Annotated in this window: 16 protein-coding genes and 1 tRNA gene; 13 read left to right on the forward strand and 4 right to left on the reverse strand. The window is 75.3% G+C overall.

Annotation, left to right across the window (positions count from 1 at the left end):
• Positions 1 to 621 precede the first annotated feature (621 nt).
• The 9 genes from fdh (at position 622) to M2302_RS24800 (ending at position 11,646) form a co-directional block, all read left to right on the forward strand.
• The gene (fdh, locus tag M2302_RS24760; RefSeq protein WP_280840247.1) at positions 622 to 3,918 is read left to right on the forward strand and encodes a formate dehydrogenase; all 3,297 of its coding nucleotides are present in this window, start codon (positions 622 to 624) and stop codon (positions 3,916 to 3,918) included.
• Complete coding sequence (locus tag M2302_RS24765) at positions 3,911 to 5,008, forward strand: 4Fe-4S dicluster domain-containing protein (protein ID WP_280840248.1); 1,098 nt, start codon at positions 3,911 to 3,913, stop codon at positions 5,006 to 5,008. Before fdh ends, M2302_RS24765 begins: the two co-directional genes overlap by 8 nt.
• A gap of 491 nt (positions 5,009 to 5,499) precedes the next feature.
• Entirely contained in the window at positions 5,500 to 6,531 is a 1,032-nt protein-coding gene (gene nrfD, locus M2302_RS24770; protein ID WP_348529448.1) for an NrfD/PsrC family molybdoenzyme membrane anchor subunit, read from the forward strand.
• Between the two features lie 45 nt (positions 6,532 to 6,576).
• Positions 6,577 to 6,672, forward strand: a tRNA-Sec gene (locus M2302_RS24775).
• A gap of 24 nt (positions 6,673 to 6,696) precedes the next feature.
• A complete protein-coding gene (selA, locus tag M2302_RS24780; protein WP_280840249.1) occupies positions 6,697 to 8,001 on the forward strand; it encodes an L-seryl-tRNA(Sec) selenium transferase in 1,305 nt (434 codons plus the stop codon).
• Between the two features lies 1 nt (position 8,002).
• The gene (gene selB / locus M2302_RS24785) at positions 8,003 to 9,766 is read left to right on the forward strand and encodes a selenocysteine-specific translation elongation factor (RefSeq protein WP_280840250.1); all 1,764 of its coding nucleotides are present in this window, start codon (positions 8,003 to 8,005) and stop codon (positions 9,764 to 9,766) included.
• Between the two features lie 89 nt (positions 9,767 to 9,855).
• The gene (locus M2302_RS24790) at positions 9,856 to 10,053 is read left to right on the forward strand and encodes a hypothetical protein (RefSeq protein WP_088962125.1); all 198 of its coding nucleotides are present in this window, start codon (positions 9,856 to 9,858) and stop codon (positions 10,051 to 10,053) included.
• A gap of 64 nt (positions 10,054 to 10,117) precedes the next feature.
• Complete coding sequence (locus tag M2302_RS24795) at positions 10,118 to 11,395, forward strand: hemolysin family protein (protein WP_280840251.1); 1,278 nt, start codon at positions 10,118 to 10,120, stop codon at positions 11,393 to 11,395.
• Between the two features lie 65 nt (positions 11,396 to 11,460).
• The gene (locus tag M2302_RS24800; protein WP_154936871.1) at positions 11,461 to 11,646 is read left to right on the forward strand and encodes a hypothetical protein; all 186 of its coding nucleotides are present in this window, start codon (positions 11,461 to 11,463) and stop codon (positions 11,644 to 11,646) included.
• Between the two features lie 3 nt (positions 11,647 to 11,649).
• On the opposite strand, the gene M2302_RS24805 is transcribed toward M2302_RS24800, so the two are convergent.
• Positions 11,650 to 12,303, reverse strand: coding sequence for a hypothetical protein (locus M2302_RS24805; RefSeq protein ID WP_280840252.1), 654 nt, complete (start codon positions 12,301 to 12,303; stop codon positions 11,650 to 11,652).
• A gap of 127 nt (positions 12,304 to 12,430) precedes the next feature.
• Here M2302_RS24805 and M2302_RS24810 point away from each other — a divergent pair, with 127 nt between their 5' ends.
• On the forward strand, positions 12,431 to 12,643 hold the full coding sequence (locus M2302_RS24810; protein ID WP_280840253.1) for a hypothetical protein: 213 nt from the start codon (positions 12,431 to 12,433) through the stop codon (positions 12,641 to 12,643).
• On the opposite strand, the gene M2302_RS24815 is transcribed toward M2302_RS24810, so the two are convergent.
• From M2302_RS24815 to M2302_RS24825, 3 genes are all read right to left on the reverse strand, one after another.
• Positions 12,640 to 13,116, reverse strand: coding sequence for a hypothetical protein (locus M2302_RS24815; protein ID WP_280840254.1), 477 nt, complete (start codon positions 13,114 to 13,116; stop codon positions 12,640 to 12,642). The two genes, M2302_RS24810 and M2302_RS24815, sit on opposite strands and share 4 nt — an antisense overlap.
• A complete protein-coding gene (locus M2302_RS24820; RefSeq protein ID WP_280840255.1) occupies positions 13,113 to 13,322 on the reverse strand; it encodes a phosphatidylethanolamine-binding protein in 210 nt (69 codons plus the stop codon). Before M2302_RS24820 ends, M2302_RS24815 begins: the two co-directional genes overlap by 4 nt.
• 72 nt (positions 13,323 to 13,394) lie before the next feature.
• A complete protein-coding gene (locus M2302_RS24825) occupies positions 13,395 to 14,276 on the reverse strand; it encodes a universal stress protein (RefSeq protein ID WP_280840256.1) in 882 nt (293 codons plus the stop codon).
• 118 nt (positions 14,277 to 14,394) lie between these two features.
• Between M2302_RS24825 and M2302_RS24830 the strand changes: the two genes are divergently transcribed.
• From M2302_RS24830 to M2302_RS24840, 3 genes are all read left to right on the forward strand, one after another.
• The gene (locus M2302_RS24830; protein ID WP_280840257.1) at positions 14,395 to 15,141 is read left to right on the forward strand and encodes an SAM-dependent methyltransferase; all 747 of its coding nucleotides are present in this window, start codon (positions 14,395 to 14,397) and stop codon (positions 15,139 to 15,141) included.
• 72 nt (positions 15,142 to 15,213) lie between these two features.
• Entirely contained in the window at positions 15,214 to 16,392 is a 1,179-nt protein-coding gene (locus M2302_RS24835) for a PP2C family protein-serine/threonine phosphatase (RefSeq protein WP_280840258.1), read from the forward strand.
• Positions 16,393 to 16,438: 46 nt separating this feature from the next.
• The gene (locus tag M2302_RS24840; RefSeq protein WP_280840259.1) at positions 16,439 to 16,915 is read left to right on the forward strand and encodes a MarR family transcriptional regulator; all 477 of its coding nucleotides are present in this window, start codon (positions 16,439 to 16,441) and stop codon (positions 16,913 to 16,915) included.
• Positions 16,916 to 17,205 lie beyond the last annotated feature (290 nt).

Raw genomic sequence — 17,205 nt, forward strand, 5'->3', positions numbered from 1 at the left:
GGCCAGCGGCATATCCGGATCCGTCGACGGGTGGAACACCATGGGTGTGTCGGACGGCCGGAGACACCCATGGCGTTCCACCCGCCTCCACCGATCCGCGTTAGCGGCGGAGTTGATCTCCTCCATCACTGCCAACCTCACGATCGACACATCTCGGTCGGCGGGGGCTGGGCGCGGTAGGCGACGGCCGGGGGGTCGAGGGGTGCGGGGTCTGGGGGCGGCGAGGGCCGGGCGGAGGGTGCCGACGGCGGGGGTGTGGGCCACACCCCACCCACCGACCACCGCAACCCACGCACGGCACAAGCAGGTGGCACGCGTCACCAGAGCGGGTGGAAGACCCGGAGCGGGTAGCCTGTTGAGTCAGGTGTCGGTGTGTCCAGTGTCCCCGGGCCTCACCTAAATTGCCTTCGCGGAATACCGCTCGGCTGGAGCCGCGTCGTGCCACTCGCCGAGAGGCGACCTGCACACCGACACCCCAGCGCCGCCCCCGACCCACCAGGGCCGGGGGCGGCGCTGTTTCCTACCCACGGAAGGGATCGCCGGGCTCCCCTCGCGGACCCTGCCGTCCTGCCCTATGTTCAGAAGGTCAGCTTCCGCGGCGTCGGGGAGGAGGTGCCGAGCGTGGGCCTGCGTGCCTTCCTCGAGGGCTGGCCGGTCTACCGGCAGCTCACCGGCACCGACCCGCTGGGTCGGGGCGCCGCCGCGCAGTCCGGCCGCTCCGCCGAGCTCACGGCGCGCACCGAGACGGCGGACAGCATGGCCCGCTCGGTCTGCCCGTACTGCGCGGTGGGCTGCGGGCAGCGGGTGTTCGTCACCGACGGTCGGGTCACCCAGATCGAGGGCGACCCGGACAGCCCGATCTCGCGCGGCCGGCTCTGCCCGAAGGGTTCGGCCAGCAAGAGCCTGGTGACCAGCCCGCTGCGGCAGACCAAGGTCCGCTACCGCCGGCCGTACGCCACCGAGTGGGAGGACCTGGAGGTCGACACCGCGCTCGACATGATCGCCGACCGGATCCTCGCCGCCCGCGAGGAGACCTGGGAGGACGTCGACAGCGAGGGCCGGCCGCTGAACCGGACGCTGGGCATCTCGAGCCTGGGCGGGGCGACGCTGGACAACGAGGAGAACTACCTCATCAAGAAGCTGTTCACGGCGATGGGGGCGCTCCAGATCGAGAACCAGGCGCGTATTTGACACTCCGCCACCGTCCCCGGTCTGGGGACCAGCTTCGGTCGCGGTGGCGCCACGGACTTCCAGCAGGACGTCGCCAACGCTGACGTCATCGTCATCCAGGGCTCGAACATGGCCGAGGCCCACCCGGTGGGCTTCCAGTGGGTGATGGAGGCCAAGCGACGCGGCGCCAAGGTGTTCCACGTCGATCCCCGGTTCACCCGGACCAGCGCCGTGGCCGACACGTACCTGCCGATCCGCGCGGGCACCGACATCGCGCTGCTCGGCGGGGTGGTGCGCTACATCCTGGAGAACGAGCTCGACTTCCGGGAGTACGTGCTGGCGTACACGAACGCCGCCACCATCGTCAGCGAGCGGTACGTCGACGCCGAGGACGGTGACGGCTTCTTCTCCGGGTTCGATCCGGAGACCAGCAGCTACGTGCAGGACAGCTGGCAGTACGAGGGCCACGAGGGTTCCTCCGGCAGCGGGCACACCGCCAAGGAGCGGGACAGCGCGGCCGGGCTGCGCCACGAGTCGCACGGTGCCCAGGTCGCCGGTCAGGTGCCGCGGGACGAGACGTTGCAGCACCCGCGCTGCGTCTACCAGATCCTCAAGCGGCACTTCGCCCGCTACACGCCGGAGATGGTGGAGCGGGTCTGCGGCATCCCGCAGGACAAGTTCCTGGAACTGGCCCGCGCCTGGACGGAGAACTCCGGCCGGGAGCGCACCGGGGTGCTCATCTACTCGGTGGGCTGGACCCAGCACAGCGTCGGCGTGCAGTACATCCGCACCGGCGCGATCATCCAGCTCCTGCTGGGCAACATGGGTCGGCCCGGCGGCGGGATCCTGGCGCTGCGCGGGCACGCCAGCATCCAGGGGTCCACCGACATCCCGACGCTGTTCAACCTGCTCCCCGGCTACCTGCCGATGCCGCACCACGCCGACCACCCGACCTTCGACCAGTGGGTGGACAGCATCCGGCACCCCGCCCAGAAGGGTTTCTGGGGCAACGCGCGCGCCTTCGGGGCGAGCCTGCTCAAGGCGTACTGGGGTGACGCGGCGACCCCGGAGAACGACTTCTGCTACGGGTACCTGCCCCGGATGACCGGCGACCACGGCACCTATCAGCAGGTGCTGAACATGATCGACGGCAAGGTGAAGGGCTACTTCCTGCTCGGCCAGAACCCGGCGGTCGGCTCCGCGCACGGCCGCGCGCAGCGCCTGGGCATGGCCAACCTCGACTGGCTGGTCGTCCGCGACCTGTTCATGATCGAGAGCGCGACCTTCTGGAAGAACGGCCCGGAGGTCGCCACCGGCGAGATCGTGCCGGAGGAGTGCCGCACCGAGGTGTTCTTCCTGCCCGCCGCCTCGCACGTGGAGAAGGAGGGCACCTTCACCCAGACGCAGCGGCTGTTGCAGTGGCGGGAGAAGGCGCTCGACCCGCCGGGCGACGCCCGCTCCGAGCTGTGGTTCTTCTACCACCTGGGCCGCCGGCTGCGGGAGAAGCTGGCCGACTCGGACCAGCCGCGGGACCGGGCGCTGCTCGACCTGACCTGGGACTATCCCACGCACGGTCCGCACGCCGAGCCCAGCGCCGAGGCGGTGCTGCGCGAGATCAACGGGTACGACGTGGCGACCGGCCGCCCGCTGTCCGCGTTCGCCGAGGCCAGGGACGACGGGTCCACCGCCATCGGCTGCTGGATCTACACCGGCGTCTACGCCGACGGGGTCAACCAGGCGGCCCGGCGGAAGTCCCGGCACGAGCAGGACTGGGTGGCCGCCGAGTGGGGGTGGGCCTGGCCGGCCAACCGCCGCACCCTGTACAACCGTGCCTCGGCCGACCCGCAGGGCCGCCCGTGGAGCGAGCGCAAGCGCTACGTCTGGTGGGATCCGGACGCCGGCGAGTGGACCGGCCACGACGTGCCGGACTTCGAGAAGACCAAACCGCCGACGTACCGGCCGCCGGAGGGCGCGTCCGGGCCGGCGGGGATCGCCGGCGACGACCCGTTCGTCATGCAGCCCGACGGCAAGGGCTGGCTGTACGCGCCGAGCGGGGTGCTCGACGGCCCGCTGCCGACGCACTTCGAGCCGGCCGAGTCGCCGCTGCGCAACCCGCTCTACGGTCAGCAGGCCAACCCGACCCGGAAGGTCTACGCCCACCCGGTGAACTCGGTGAACCCGAGCCCGCCCGAGGAGCACAGCCAGGTCTTCCCGTACGTGTTCACGGTGAGCCGGCTGACCGAGCACCACACGGCCGGCGCGATGAGCCGGACGGTGCGGCCGCTGGCGGAGTTGCAGCCGGAGATGTTCGTCGAGGTGTCGCCGGAGCTGGCCGCCGAGGTCGGGGTGACCCACCTGGGCTGGGCGCACCTGGTCAGCGGCCGGGCGGTGATCGAGGCGAAGGTGCTGGTCACGGACCGGCTCACCCCGCTGCGGGTGGACGGCCGGGTGATCCACCAGGTCTGGCTGCCGTACCACTTCGGCTTCGAGGGCCTGGTGACCGGCGACTCGGCCAACGACCTGTTCGGCATCACCCTCGACCCGAACGTACTGATCCAGGAGAGCAAGGTCGGCACCTGCGACGTGCGGCCCGGGCGGCGGCCGACCGGGCCGGCCCTGCGGGACCTGGTCGCCGACTACCAGCGGCGGGCCGGGATCGTGCCGGGACGGTCGGCGCCCACGGTGACCGACGGGGTGCACCCTCCTGCGCCGGCGCCCGCCGAGGGGGAGGATGTCGACGATGCCTGACGCCAACAGCCTCTACGGCCCCCTTGACCCCGCCCCGGACGCCGGCTGGGTCGACGCCGGCCCGCGGGTGGGCTTCTTCACCGACACCAGCGTCTGCATCGGCTGCAAGGCGTGCGAGGTGGCCTGCAAGGAGTGGAACGGGGTACCGGACTCCGGGTTCGACCTGCTCGGCATGTCGTACGACAACACCGGCGCGCTGACGGCGAACTCCTGGCGGCACGTGGCCTTCATCGAGCAGCCCGTCCCGGCCGGGCACCGCACCCCGCCGTTCGCCGGCAACCCGACCGACGGCTCGGTCAGCGCGTCCTCGGCGGCGGTCGCCGCCGGCACCGGCAACCCGACCGGCACCGACCCGGGCGTGCCGCCGGGCTCGGCCTCCGCTGCGGCCCGGATGGCCGCCGACGGCGTCGCGGCACCGGCCACCGTCACCGATCGCGGCACCGGCACAGGTACGGGCGGCCAGTTCCTCGGCATGCCCGGTTCGCAGCCGCCCGGCCGGTCCACCGACGTCGCGGAGCGCACCGACTTCCGCTGGCTGATGATGTCGGACGTCTGCAAGCACTGCACCCACGCCGCCTGCCTGGACGTCTGCCCGACCGGCTCGCTGTTCCGCACCGAGTTCGGCACGGTGGTGGTCCAGGAGGACATCTGCAACGGCTGCGGCTACTGCATCTCGGCCTGCCCGTACGGGGTGATCGACCAGCGTAAGGACGACGGCCGGGCGTGGAAGTGCACGCTCTGTTACGACCGCCTCGGCGCGGGCATGACCCCCGCCTGCGCGCAGGCCTGCCCCACCGAGTCGATCCAGTTCGGACCGCTGGACGAGCTGCGGGAGCGGGCCGCGCGGCGGGTGGCCCAGCTGCACGAGCGGGGGGTGCCGGAGGCGCGGCTCTACGGCAACGACCCCACCGACGGCGTCGGCGGTGACGGCGCGTTCTTCCTGCTGCTCGACGAGCCCGAGGTGTACGGCCTGCCGCCGGACCCGGTGGTGACCACCCGCGACCTGCCGAAGATGTGGAAGCGGGCCGGGCTGGCCGCGCTGGCCATGACGGCGGCCGCCGTCGCCGCGTTCGTCGGAGGTTCGTCGTGAGTCCGGACCGTGCGCCCGTCGGCTCGCTGTTCCGTCGCTTCCGCGACCGGCTGGAGACGCAGGGACCCGGCCGCCTCGGCGGCCCCGGTCACCGGGGCGGCCACGGGCCGAAGATCGGCGTGGGGCCCGCCGGCTCCGAGCCGTCGGCGGCGTTCGCCGGAGAACCCGGCGGTCCGGGCGACGACCAGCGGCGGGTCGGCGCGGGCGCTATGACGTCCGGACCCGCCCCCGCACCGGACCAGGCCGCCGTGGACGCCGCCCGAGCCGGAGGGGCCGACGGGGTCGCCGTGGACGCCCGCCGGGCAGCAGGGCGTGACCAGGCCCCGGCGGACACCGTCCGGACAACAGGGCGTGACCGCGCCGCCGTGGACGCCGCCCGGACAACGGAGCCCGACCGGGGCGCGGTGAACGGCGCCCGGGCCACCGACCGCGAAGGCCGTGCGCGCGGTACCGGCGTCGGTGCGGCCCGTACCGACTCGGAAGCCGCGGAGGTGCGCCTCGCCCCGGACCCGCCTCGCGACGTCGCGCCGGTCGATCGCACAGGTCGCCGCCGACGGGCCGGGCGCGGCGCCGAGGAGCTGCGCGTGCCGGAGGCCGAGTTCACCTCGTACTACGGCCGGCCGATCCTCAAGGCGCCGGTGTGGCGGTGGGACATCGCCGCGTACCTGTTCACCGGGGGCCTGGCTGCCGGCTCGTCGCTGCTGGCCGCCGGCGGGCAGCTCACCGGCCGCCCGGCGTTGCGCCGCGCCGGCCGGGTCACCGCGCTGGGCGCGGTCACCGCCAGCGCGTACTTCCTGATCCACGACCTGGGGCGGCCGTCCCGCTTCCACCACATGCTGCGGGTCGCGAAGCCGACCTCGCCGATGTCGGTGGGCACCTGGATCCTGAGCGCCTTCGGGCCGGCCGCCGGCGTGGCCGCGATCGCCGAGGCGGCGCCCTGGCTCCCCGAGCGGGGCGTGCTCGGGCTGGCCCGCCGGGTGCTGCCCCCGGTCGGGCAGGCCGCCGGGCTGGCCGCCGCCGCCACCGCGCCGGCCCTGGCCACGTACACCGGGGTGCTGCTGGCCGGGACGGCGGTGCCGTCCTGGCACGAGGCGTACCCGGAACTGCCGACCATCTTCGCGGGCAGCGCGCTGGCCAGCGGCGCCGGCGTGGGGTTGATCGCCGCGCCGTGCGCGCAGGCCGGCCCGGCGCGGCGGATGGCCGTGGCCGGCGCGGCGCTGGAACTGCTCGGCTCGCACTCGGTGGAGACCCGGCTCGGGTTGCTCAGCGAGCCGTACCGGACGGGCCGGGCCGGCCGGTTGCTGCGTGCCGGGCGGGCGTTGACCGCCGTCGGGGTGGCCGGGGCGTTGGTCGGTCGGCGCAGCCGGGTGATCTCCGCGCTCTCCGGCGGGGCGCTGCTCGCCGCGTCGGTGGCCACCCGGTTCGGCATCTTCCACGGCGGCGTCGCCTCGGCGCGCGATCCGAAGTACACGGTCGTGCCGCAGCGGGAGCGGGTGCGCCGCCGGGAGGCGGGCGAAGGCTGAGGCTCGCCGCGCGACGGGCCGGGGGGCTGTGGTTGACTCCTCAACGGAGGCGTTCAGGAGGCTGGTGCCCCTCCCGGTCTTCAAAACCGGTGTGGCCCGGGACCCGGGTCAGGCGGGTTCGATTCCCGTCCGTCTCCGCCAAACCGCTCGGGAGAGATGACGCGCATGGGTGAGGCGCCGGCCGACCCACGACGGCGGGTGCCGCGCACCGACACCCTGCTGGCCGACCCGCGCCTGGCCGCGGCGGTCGCCACCCTCGGCCGCGACCGGGTCAAGGCCGCCGTGGGCCGAGCCCAGGAGCGCGCCCGCCGCGGCGACATCACCCCCGAACAGGTACCCGACGACGTCCTCGCCGCGCTGCCCGCGCCGGCCCCCCGCGCGGTGCTCAACGCCACCGGCGTCGTGCTGCACACGAACCTCGGCCGGGCGCCACTGTCGGCTGCCGCCGTCGAGGCGGTCGTCGCCGCCGCCGGGCACACGGACGTGGAGCTGGACCTGCGCACCGGACGGCGCGCCCGGCGGGGACGCGACGCCCTGGACGCGCTCGCCGCCGCGGTGCCGGACGCGCCGGCCGTGCACGTGGTGAACAACGGCGCCGCCGCGCTGGTGCTCGCCGCCACCGCCCTGGCCGCCGGCGCGGAGATCGTGGTGAGCCGGGGCGAACTGGTGGAGATCGGCGACGGGTTCCGCCTGCCGGACCTGCTGGAGAGCACCGGCGCCCGGCTGCGGGAGGTCGGCACCACCAACCGCACCACCCTGGCCGACTACGCGGCGGCGCTCGGCCCGACGACCGGCTTCGTGCTGAAGGTGCACCCGTCGAACTTCCTGGTCACCGGCTTCACCTCGGCCGTGCCGGTCCGCGCGCTGGCCACCCTCGGCGTGCCGGTGGTGGCCGACATCGGCTCCGGGCTGCTCGCACCGGACCCGCTGCTGCCCGACGAGCCGGACGCCGCCAGCACCCTGCGGGCCGGCGCGGCGCTGGTCACCGCCAGCGGCGACAAGCTCCTCGGCGGGCCGCAGGCCGGGCTGCTGCTCGGCGACGCCGCGCTGGTCGAGCGGCTGCGCCGGCACCCCCTCGCCCGCGCGTTGCGGGTCGACAAGCTCACCCTGGCCGCCCTGGCGGCCACCCTGCACGGCCCGGACACCCCCACCCGGTCCGCCCTGCACGTCGACCCCGCCGGGCTGCGGGAGCGGGCCGAACGGCTGCGCGACGCGCTCGGCGCCGACGGCTGCAAGGCCGAGGTGGTGCCGAGCAGCGCCGTGGTCGGCGGTGGCGGCGCACCCGGCGTCGTGCTGGACTCGTGGGCGCTGAGCCTGCCCGAGGCGTACGCCGGGCCGCTGCGCCTCGGCGCGCCGCCGGTGCTCGGCCGGGTGCTGCGGGGCCGGCTCCTGCTGGACCTGCGCTGCGTCCCCCCGGCCGCCGACGACACCCTGCGCGCCGCGGTGCTGCGGGTCCCGGCGGCCGGCTGACATGTACGTCGTCGCCACCGCCGGCCACGTCGACCACGGCAAGTCGACCCTGGTCCGAGCGTTGACCGGGATGGAACCCGACCGGTGGGCCGAGGAACGCCGCCGGGGCATGACCATCGACCTCGGCTTCGCCTGGACCACGCTGCCCGCCGGCGGCACCATCGCCTTCGTCGACGTCCCCGGCCACGAGCGCTTCGTGCCGAACATGCTCGCCGGCGTCGGGCCCGTCCCGGCCGCGCTGGTCGTCGTCGCCGCCGACGAGGGCTGGATGCCGCAGTCCGCCGAGCACCTGGCCGCGCTGCACGCGCTCGGGGTGTCGTACGGGCTGCTGGCGGTGACCCGCGCGGACCTGGCCGACCCGGGACCGGCGCTGGCCCGGGCCCGGGCGGAGTTCGCCGCCACCAGCCTCGGCGAGGTGGAGGCGGTACCGGTCAGCGCGGTCACCGGCACGGGCCTGCCCGAGCTGCGCGCTGCCCTGGACCGGCTGGTCGCCCGCCTGCCGGCGCCCGCGCCGGACGTGCCGGTGCGGCTCTGGGTGGACCGGTCCTTCACCATCCGGGGCAGCGGCACCGTGGTGACCGGCACCCTCGGCGGCGGCCGGCTGCGGGTCGGCGACCAGCTGGAACTGGCCGCCACCGGCGAGCCGGTCCGGGTACGCGGCCTGCACTCCCTCGGCGCCGCCCACGACCGGGTGGATGCGGTGGCCCGGGTCGCGGTCAACCTGCGGGGCGTGGCGAAGGACCGGCTGGGCCGGGGCGACGCGCTGCTCACCCCCGGCCGGTTCCGGCTCACCGACCTGCTCGACGTGCGGCTGGCCGGCGACCCGGCCGCCGACCTGCCCGCCACCCTCACCCTGCACGTGGGCTCGGTGGCCGTGCCGGCCCGGGTCCGCCCGCTCGGGCAGGACACCGCCCGGCTGCGGCTGGCCCGGCCGCTGCCGCTGCTCGTCGGCGACCGGGCGCTGCTGCGCGACCCCGGACGGCACCACGTCAGCGGCGGGGTGACGGTGCTGGACGTGGCCCCACCGCCCCTGCGCCGGCGCGGCGCCGCCGCGGCGCGGGCGGCCGTCCTCGCCGACCTCGACGGGCGGCCCGACCTCGCCGGGGAGCTGCGCCGTCGGGCCCTGGTCCGCGCCGGGGAGCTGACCCGGATGGGGGTGCCGGCCACCGTCGCCCCGGTCGCCGGCGACTGGCTCGCCGACCCCGAGCACTGGCGGCGGCTGGCCACCCGGCTGGCCGAGGAGACCACCCGGTACGCGCGCGAGCACCCCCTCGACCCGGGCGTCCCGGTGGAGGTGCTGCGCAGGCGTCTCGACCTGCCGGACCGCGCGCTGGTCGAGGCCCTGGTCCGCCCGCCGCTGGCGCTGCGCGCCGGCCGGGTCACCGCCGCCGAGGTCGACGCGCTGCCCGCACCGGTGGCCCGGGCCGTGCAGCGGGTCCGCGCCGAGTACGCCGGCCACCCGTTCCGCGCCCCCGAGGCGGACCGCCTCGCCACCCTCGGCCTGGGCCCCCGGGAGATCGGTGCTGCCGTGCGCGCCGGGGCGCTGCTGCGGCTGGCGGAGAACGTGGTGCTGCTGCCCGGCGCGCTCGACGACGCGGTCCGGGTGCTGGCCGGGCTGCCGCAGCCGTTCACGCTCAGCGCCGCCCGGCAGGCGCTGGACACCACCCGCCGGGTCGCGGTGCCGCTGCTCGAACTGCTGGACCGGCGCGGCGCCACCCGCCGGCTGCCCGACGACGCCCGCGAGGTGGTCGGCCGCCCGTCCTGACCTCCGCCGGGCCCGGCGGGCAGGGGTGATGCCCGGGCTGGCACCCGAAGCCGCACCGGGACGGGCGTCGCGTCGCCTACCGTGACGCCATGGACCCATCGGCGGTCTGGCGGGACAAGAACCACCGCTGGCGGATCGAGGCGTACCGGGCGCCGGACCTGCGGTTCGCGATCTTCGCCACCAACGGCACCACCGAGTCGGCCCCGCTGTGGCTGTTCGGCATGTCGGCGCTGGCCCGCTGGCTGATGACCCACGCCATCTCCCTCGACGACCTGGAAAACGACTGACCCTGCCTCCCCGGCGGCGCCACTGCGGTTGAGTAGGGGCCAAGGTGGCGGGGGAGGGGGTGGCATGCTCGGGCAGCTCGCGCTGGTGGCCGTCCTGGTGCTGATCAACGCCGCCCTGTCCGGCAGCGAGATGGCGCTGGTGACGCTGCGCGAGGCGCAGCTGCGCCAGCTGGGCCGTTCCGGTCGGGCCGGGGCGCGGCTGGCCCGGCTGGCCCGGGAACCGAACCGCTACCTGGCCACCATCCAGCTCGGCATCACCCTCGCCGGGTTCCTCGCCTCGGCGGCCGCCGCCGTCTCGCTGGCCCAGCCGCTGATCGGCCCGCTCGGCTTCCTCGGCGGCGCGGCCCGGCCGGTGGCCGTGGTGCTGGTGACCGTGGTGCTGACCTTCGTCACCCTGGTCGTCGGGGAGCTGGCTCCGAAACGGCTGGCGATGCAGTGGGCGGAGCGGTGGGCGTTGCTGAGCGCACCCCCGCTGGACGTGCTCGCCGGGCTGTCCCGGCCGGCGATCTGGCTGCTCAGCCGCGCCACCGACCTGCTGGTCCGGCTCGCTGGCGGGGACCCGCGGGCACAGCGGCAGGAGGTGACCGAGGAGGAGCTGCGGGAGATGCTGGTCAGCCAGCGGGGGCTGTCGGCGCAGCAGCGGGAGATCCTGTCCGGGGCGTTCGACATCGCCGGCCGTACCCTGCGGGAGATCCTGGTCCCCCGCCGGGACGTGACGGTGCTGCCCGCCTCGCTGTCGGCGGCCGAGGCGATGCGCCGGATGGCCGCCACCGGGCGCTCCCGCGCCCCGGTCGTGGGGCCGGGCGGGCTGGACGACGTCCGGGGCCTGGTGCACATCCGCGACCTGGTCGACGGCCACGGCGACACCGCCGGCCAGCGGGCCCGCGAGCTGCTGCTGCTGCCCGGCACACTGCCGGTCGCCGACGCCATGCGCCAGCTGCGGCAACGCCACGAACAGCTCGCCCTGGTGGTGGACGAGTACGGCGGCATCGACGGCCTGATCACCATGGAGGACCTGCTGGAGGAGGTCGTCGGTGAGCTGTACGACGAGACCGACCGGGACGTCTCCGGAGTACTGCGGGAGGCGGACGGGGCACTGGTGCTACCCGGTGACTTCCCACTGCACGACCTGGCCGACGTGGGGGTGCGGCTGGCCTTCCCGCTGCCGCGCGACTACACCACCGTCGCCGGGCTGGTCCTGGCCGGACTGGGCCGGCTGCCCGACGGGCCGGGGGAGTCGGTGCGGCTGCCCGGGCTCACCGTCGAGGTGGTCGAGGTGGCCGACCGGGCGGTACGGCGGGTCCGGCTGCGCGGCCCGGCGGCCGGCGGCCGGGCCGAGTAACCCGGACGGGTTACCGGCCGCGAAAACCGCCGTACCGGGGCGGAACCCGCCGTACCGTGCGGAACGTGAAGGACCGAGGAATGCGGACGTTCCTGGCGGTGCTCGCCGGACTGGCGGTGATCTACTTCGGCGCCACCGGGCGCAGCGCCGATGAGGGCGGCGGGATCTCCGGCGGGGTGGTGCTGCTCGCCCTGGCCGCCGCGCTGCTGGTGTGGAACCTGACCAAGCCCGGGGACAAGCCGGTCAAGTGACGCTCACCGCGCCGCCGCCGTCCGGCTGACCTCGCCCGCGGACTCCTCGCCCAGGGCCACCCGGACCAGCGCCGAGGCGAGCCGGCCGAAGTCCGCCTCGCCGACCAGGCCGGCCAGCCCGCGCGGATTCGCCGGCAACCCGAGCCGCTTCGCCCCGGTCAGGGTCCGCCGGTCGGCGTACGGGCGCACGTCCGGCCAGACCTCCTGCGCCTCCCGCAGGAAGATGTCCGCGCCGGTCGGACCGATGCCGGGGAACTCGGTGAGCAGCCGGCGCAGCGCGGTCGGCTGCCCGTCGGCCTCCCGGTGCAGCCGGCGCAGGTCACCGTGCCAGCGGTCCAGGCAGAGCCGGGCACCGGCGCCGAGCATCGTGGCGGTCCGCTCGTCGTAGCGGCGGTAGTGCCCGCGCCCCAGCGCGTCGACCCGCTCCTGCCAGCTCGCCGCCTCCATCGCCTGCGGGGTGCGCCAGCCGGCGGCGAAGAGTTCCCGCGCGGCGGCGAGCGCCACCCCGGCCCGGATCCGGGTACTCAGCAGGGTGGCCAGCACCAGCAGCTGGTACAGCGGCCCCGGCCGGTCGCTCAGCCGGATGCCGGCCTCCTCGGCGTAGGTGCGTCCCTGCCGGTCCAGCAGGGCCCGGGCCACCCGTCGGTCGTCCCCCATCACCGTGCAGTACCCGCCCTGGCGCGGATCAGCCGGGCAGCCACCGGTCGAATGTGCGCCACGGCGGCGGGTAAGCCAATGAGGTGCGCGGCCCGCTGGTCGTGCACCCCGTCGGAAGGAGAGACCCGTGGTCAATCCGCAGCAGATGGAGTTCCGCCGCAACGCCAAGGGCGCGACCAGTACGGACAGCCGGAAGACCGCCACGGACGCGGGCGGGCATCCGCAGCACAAGGGCACGTCCAACGCGGACGTCGGGCGGCCGGTGCCGAAGGGGCAGGTCTCGCCGTACGGCCCGGCCGGTGAGCCGATCGCCGACGACGAGAGTGACGACCGGGGCTAACCGCACCGCGCGGAGGGCGGCCGCAGCCGGTTGAAGGTGGCAGCGGCCGCCATTCCGTACGCCAGGTGGGGCACGATGTCGGCGAGCCAGTCGGACCGGCTCCAGGTGCGCGGGTCGCTGATCCCCAGCGTCGCGAGCGAGCCGATCGTGGTGGCCATCACCCCGCCGCCGAGCAGCGCGGTCGCGACCGCCGGCGGCAGCCCCCGACGGCTGGCGAGCGCTCCGAACGCGGCGCCGGTGCCGATCCCCAGGGCGTACCCGAGGACGGCCCCGAGGCCCGTGCGGCGGTTGGCCGCTCGGTCCTCGGGGCCCAGGTCCACGTGCGCGAGACCGGCCAACCGTTCGATGCTCTCCTCCGGGGTGCTGCTCGCCGGTCTGGCCCGGACCGCGATGTCCAGGTAGCCGACCACGTTCAACGCGGCGCTGCCGACCGCGCCGGCGATCGCCCCGTCGACCACACCGGAAGCCCTCACTTCGGATCGCCCGGTTCGCGCTCACCCTTCGGGCCGAACGTCCGTTCCCCCCGGACCACGCCCCGTTGGCCGCGATCCTCCTGCATGAGCCGGTTGGCGACCTGGTTGGCCTCCTGGTCCGCCGCCCGCCCCGACTGCTCGATCAGGTCGCGCAGGCGTGCGCGTTGCTTGTCGTACGCGTTGCTTCCCGGCCGTGGTCCTGGCATAGCCGCCTCCTCGGTAGCTGTCACCGCGTGCCGTACCCGGGCCGTCTACCCGTCTGCCGGCGGGTCAACCGCTCAGTCCGGGGTACGCACCACGGCCACCGGGCAGGCGCTGTGGTGCATCACCCCGTGGCTCACCGAGCCGAGCAGCAGCCCGGCCAGCTCGCCGCGTCCCCGGCCGCCGACCACGACCAGCAGCGCCCGGCGGGACGCGGCGGTGAGCGCGGCGACCGCCCGGTCCCGCACCACCTCGCGGGTGATGGGCAGGTCGGGGTACCGCTCGCCGATGCCGGCCAGGGCCTCGACGAGCACCCGGTCCTCCTCGGCGCGCAGTTCGGACTCGTCGTAGACCAGCGGCTGCATGTCGCCGGGGCCGCCGGAGGCCGGGTGGCGGTAGGCGTGCAGGGCGTGCAACGTGGCGCCCCGGATGTCCGCCTGCTCGGCGGCGAACTCCACGGCCTCCCGGGCCGCCGGGGAGCCGTCCACCCCGACCACCACCGGGCCGCCGCCGTGTTCCTCGCCGCGCGCCACCAGCACCGGACACTGCGCGTACGTGGCGACCTGCACCGCCACCGAGCCGAGGATCAGCGCGCCGAAGCCGCCCAGCCCGCGGTCACCGAGCACGACCAGTACGGCGGTGGGTGTCTCGCCGAGCAGCACCGCCGCCGCCTCGCCGTCGATGATCTCGCCGGTCACCCGGATCCCCGGTACGGCCGCCTCCGCCTCAGCGACCGCCCGCGCGACGAGTTCCTCCGCCTGGTGGCGCAGGCCGCCGCCGGGCGGGGCGTCGGCGGCCGGTTCCACGGGCACCCGCAGCAGCGGCCAGATGAACCCGTGCACCACCCGCAGCGGCCGGTGCCGACGGGCCGCCTCCGCCGCGGCGAGCCGGACGGCGCGCAGCGCCGGCTCCGAGCCGTCCACGCCCACCACCACCGCCGCGCCGTTCGCCGAGTTCACCGCCGCGCACCTCCTGCCCGCGGCCAGTATCGCGGCCCGGGGACTGTCGCCGGGGCGATACCGCGAGGGCGGTCACCTCGCTACGCTGTCGCCCACCCGTCGGAAGGGAGCGCCGTCGATGGCCGAGCCGGAGCAGCCGAGCACCGCGCGCATGATCGACTTCTGGTTGGGCGGTGAGCACCACTTCCCGGTGGACGTGGCGGCGGCCCGTGCCTTCGAGGAGGCGTACGGGCCGGGCGCGGCGATCTTCCGGGACCTGCGGGACTTCCTCGGCCGGGCGGTCGGGGCGGTGGCCGAGGCCGGGGTCGACGGCTTCCTCGTCCTCGGGGCCGGCCTGCCGACCCGGGGCAACGTGCACGAGGTGGCCACCTCCGCCACCGTCCTCTACACCGACGTCGACCCGGTCACCATCCGGCTCGGGCAGCGGATCCTGGCCGGCAGCGACCGCGCCGGCTACGGCTACGGCGACGCCACCGACATCGGCACCGTCGACCCGGCCCAGCTGCACCGCTTCGTGCCCGGCTGGGGGAGGAGACCGGTCGGCGTGGTCTTCCTCGGCCCGGCCGCGTTCCTGAACGACGAGACGCTGGCCCGGACCCTCGACGAGCTCTACGACGCGGTGGCCCCGGGCAGCTTCCTGGCGTTCGACTTCGGCAGCGAGGAGCTGGCCGGGTACCCGCAGGCGCTGGCGATGATGGGGCCGCGGTTCCGGATGCGGACCCCGGCGTCGTTCGCCCCGCTGCTGGGGCGGTGGGTGCCGACGGCCGAGGGCATCGTGCCGGTGGCCCGGTGGCGGCCCCGGGGCGAGCCGGCCGCGGTGCCGGACGCGTTCCACGGCGGGCTGGCCGGCAAGCCCACCGACTGACCCGGCCGGTGCGGCGCCCGGCCGCGCGTCCGTATGATGCTTGCCCTACAGCAAGAATTCTGGAGGACGAACATGCCGGACGTGCCCGCGGCGGTGTCCCGTGCGCTGCGCGCAGCCCCGCCGGACCAGGTGGTGGAGGCCGCGGACCGGGTCGTCCGGGCGCGCCTCGGCGCCTCGCGCACCGACGTGTTCCTGGCCGACTACCGGATCACCGGGCTCTGGCCGGTGCTGGACCCCGACCTGCCGGACGCCGGCTTCCTGGCCTGCCAGGGGGTCGCGCAGCGCTGCTTCAGCAGCCAGCAGCCGGTGCTGGACGCCCGGGACGACGGGCACTGCCGCGTCTGGGTGCCGCTGACCGCCTGGGGGGAGCGGCTCGGGGTGCTGCTGGTCGAGTTGACCGGGCCGGCGGACGGGCCGACGGTGGCGTCGATCGGCGAGGTCGCCGACGAGCTGGCCACCGCACTGCGCGCCGCCGACCGGGAGACCGACCGGTACCGCCGGGCTCGCCGCCGGGAACGGCTGAGCATGGCCGCCGAGATGCAGTGGGACCTGCTGCCCGGACGCAGCGTGCGGCACCACGCGTTCCGGTTGGCCGGCCAGTTGGAGCCGGCGTACGGCGTGGGTGGGGACCACTTCGACTGGTCCGTCGACTCCGACCGGCTCACCGTCACCGTGCTCAACGGGACCGGCACGGGCATGTCCGCCGCCCTGCTGACCGCGTTGACCGTCAACGCGATGCGCAACGCCCGGCGCTCCGGCGGCGGGCTGGTGGAGCAGGCCGAGCTGGCCTCGGACACCATCCACTACCAGCACTGCGGCCGGCGGCACGTGGCGACGTTGCTGCTCGCGGTCGACACCGTCACCGGTCGGGTACGCGTGGTGGACGCGGGTTCGCCGCACCTGCTGCGGGTCCGCGGCGCCACGGTGACGCCGATTGAGCTGGACCGCCAACTGCCGCTGGGCATGTTCGCCGAGACGCGCTACGACGTGCAGGAGTTCGACCTGGAGCCGGGGGACCGCCTCTTCGTGGTCAGTGACGGCGTCTACGACGCGCAGCCGGGCGGCCAGGAGGCGTACGGGGAGCGGGCGATGGCGCGGTCGATGCGGTCCACGCGGTTGCAGCCGGCGACCGAGGCGGTTGGTACCGTGATGCGCGAACTGTTCGCCTACCACGCCGAAGCGGACCTGCGCGACGACGCCGTCGTCGTCTGTCTGGACTGGGTCGGTGTCAGCGGTCAGGGCGAGCGGTAGCAGACCGGCAGCCGGGTACGAGCGGAACAATCGCAGGGGGCACCGGGTGGAGCGACCTCCGAACCTCGCCGCGGCGATCGATGCAGCCGCCGAGGCGCTGATCGGTGTGCTCGACTCCGCCACCTCGCGGCACCACGTCACCGTCCCGCCGACGCAGTTGCGGGTGCTCGCCCTGATCAGCGCGCGGCCGGACACCAACGTGAACCGGCTGGCGGAGCTGCTCGACGTCGTACCCTCCTCGGCCAGCCGGCTCTGCGACCGGCTGGAGGCCACCGGGCTGCTGCGCCGGGTGGCCGATCCGCGCGACCGGCGGGAGGTCCGGCTGGTCCCCACCGCCGCGGCCCAGACCCTGCTGCGCGAGCTGAAGGAGCGGCGCCACCAGGCCGTGCAGGCGATCCTCGACCGGATGCCGGCGCGGGCGCAGAACGACCTGCTGCTGTCGTTGCTGGCCTTCGCGCAGGCCGTGGAGGCGAGCGCGGCGACGCAGCCGGACACCACCGCCGCCGCCGCGCGTACCGCCTGACCCGCTTCACTCAGGCACGGAGTCAGCGCCACTCCACTAGTGTCCTAGGATGCCTTACGGGTGGTGACGCACCACACACCGAACAGCCGGAAACGACGGGAGCGCGGCCCCCGAGGGCCGATACGTGAGCCCGATATAGTGGCAACTCGCCGGCCCGCGATCACCACGTCCGGGACGGCATCAGGGGAGGCCCCAGCCCGGGGCCGCCGAGGCGCCGGCGTTGGCCGGCCCGTCAGCGCGCACGTCCCGCCGAGGCGCCCAGGAGGCGTCCGGTCCGTGCTGCGGAGGAG

Origin of the sequence: Micromonospora sp. A200 (genome assembly GCF_029893845.1) — a bacterium.
GTDB classification, from domain to species: domain Bacteria; phylum Actinomycetota; class Actinomycetes; order Mycobacteriales; family Micromonosporaceae; genus Micromonospora; species Micromonospora purpureochromogenes.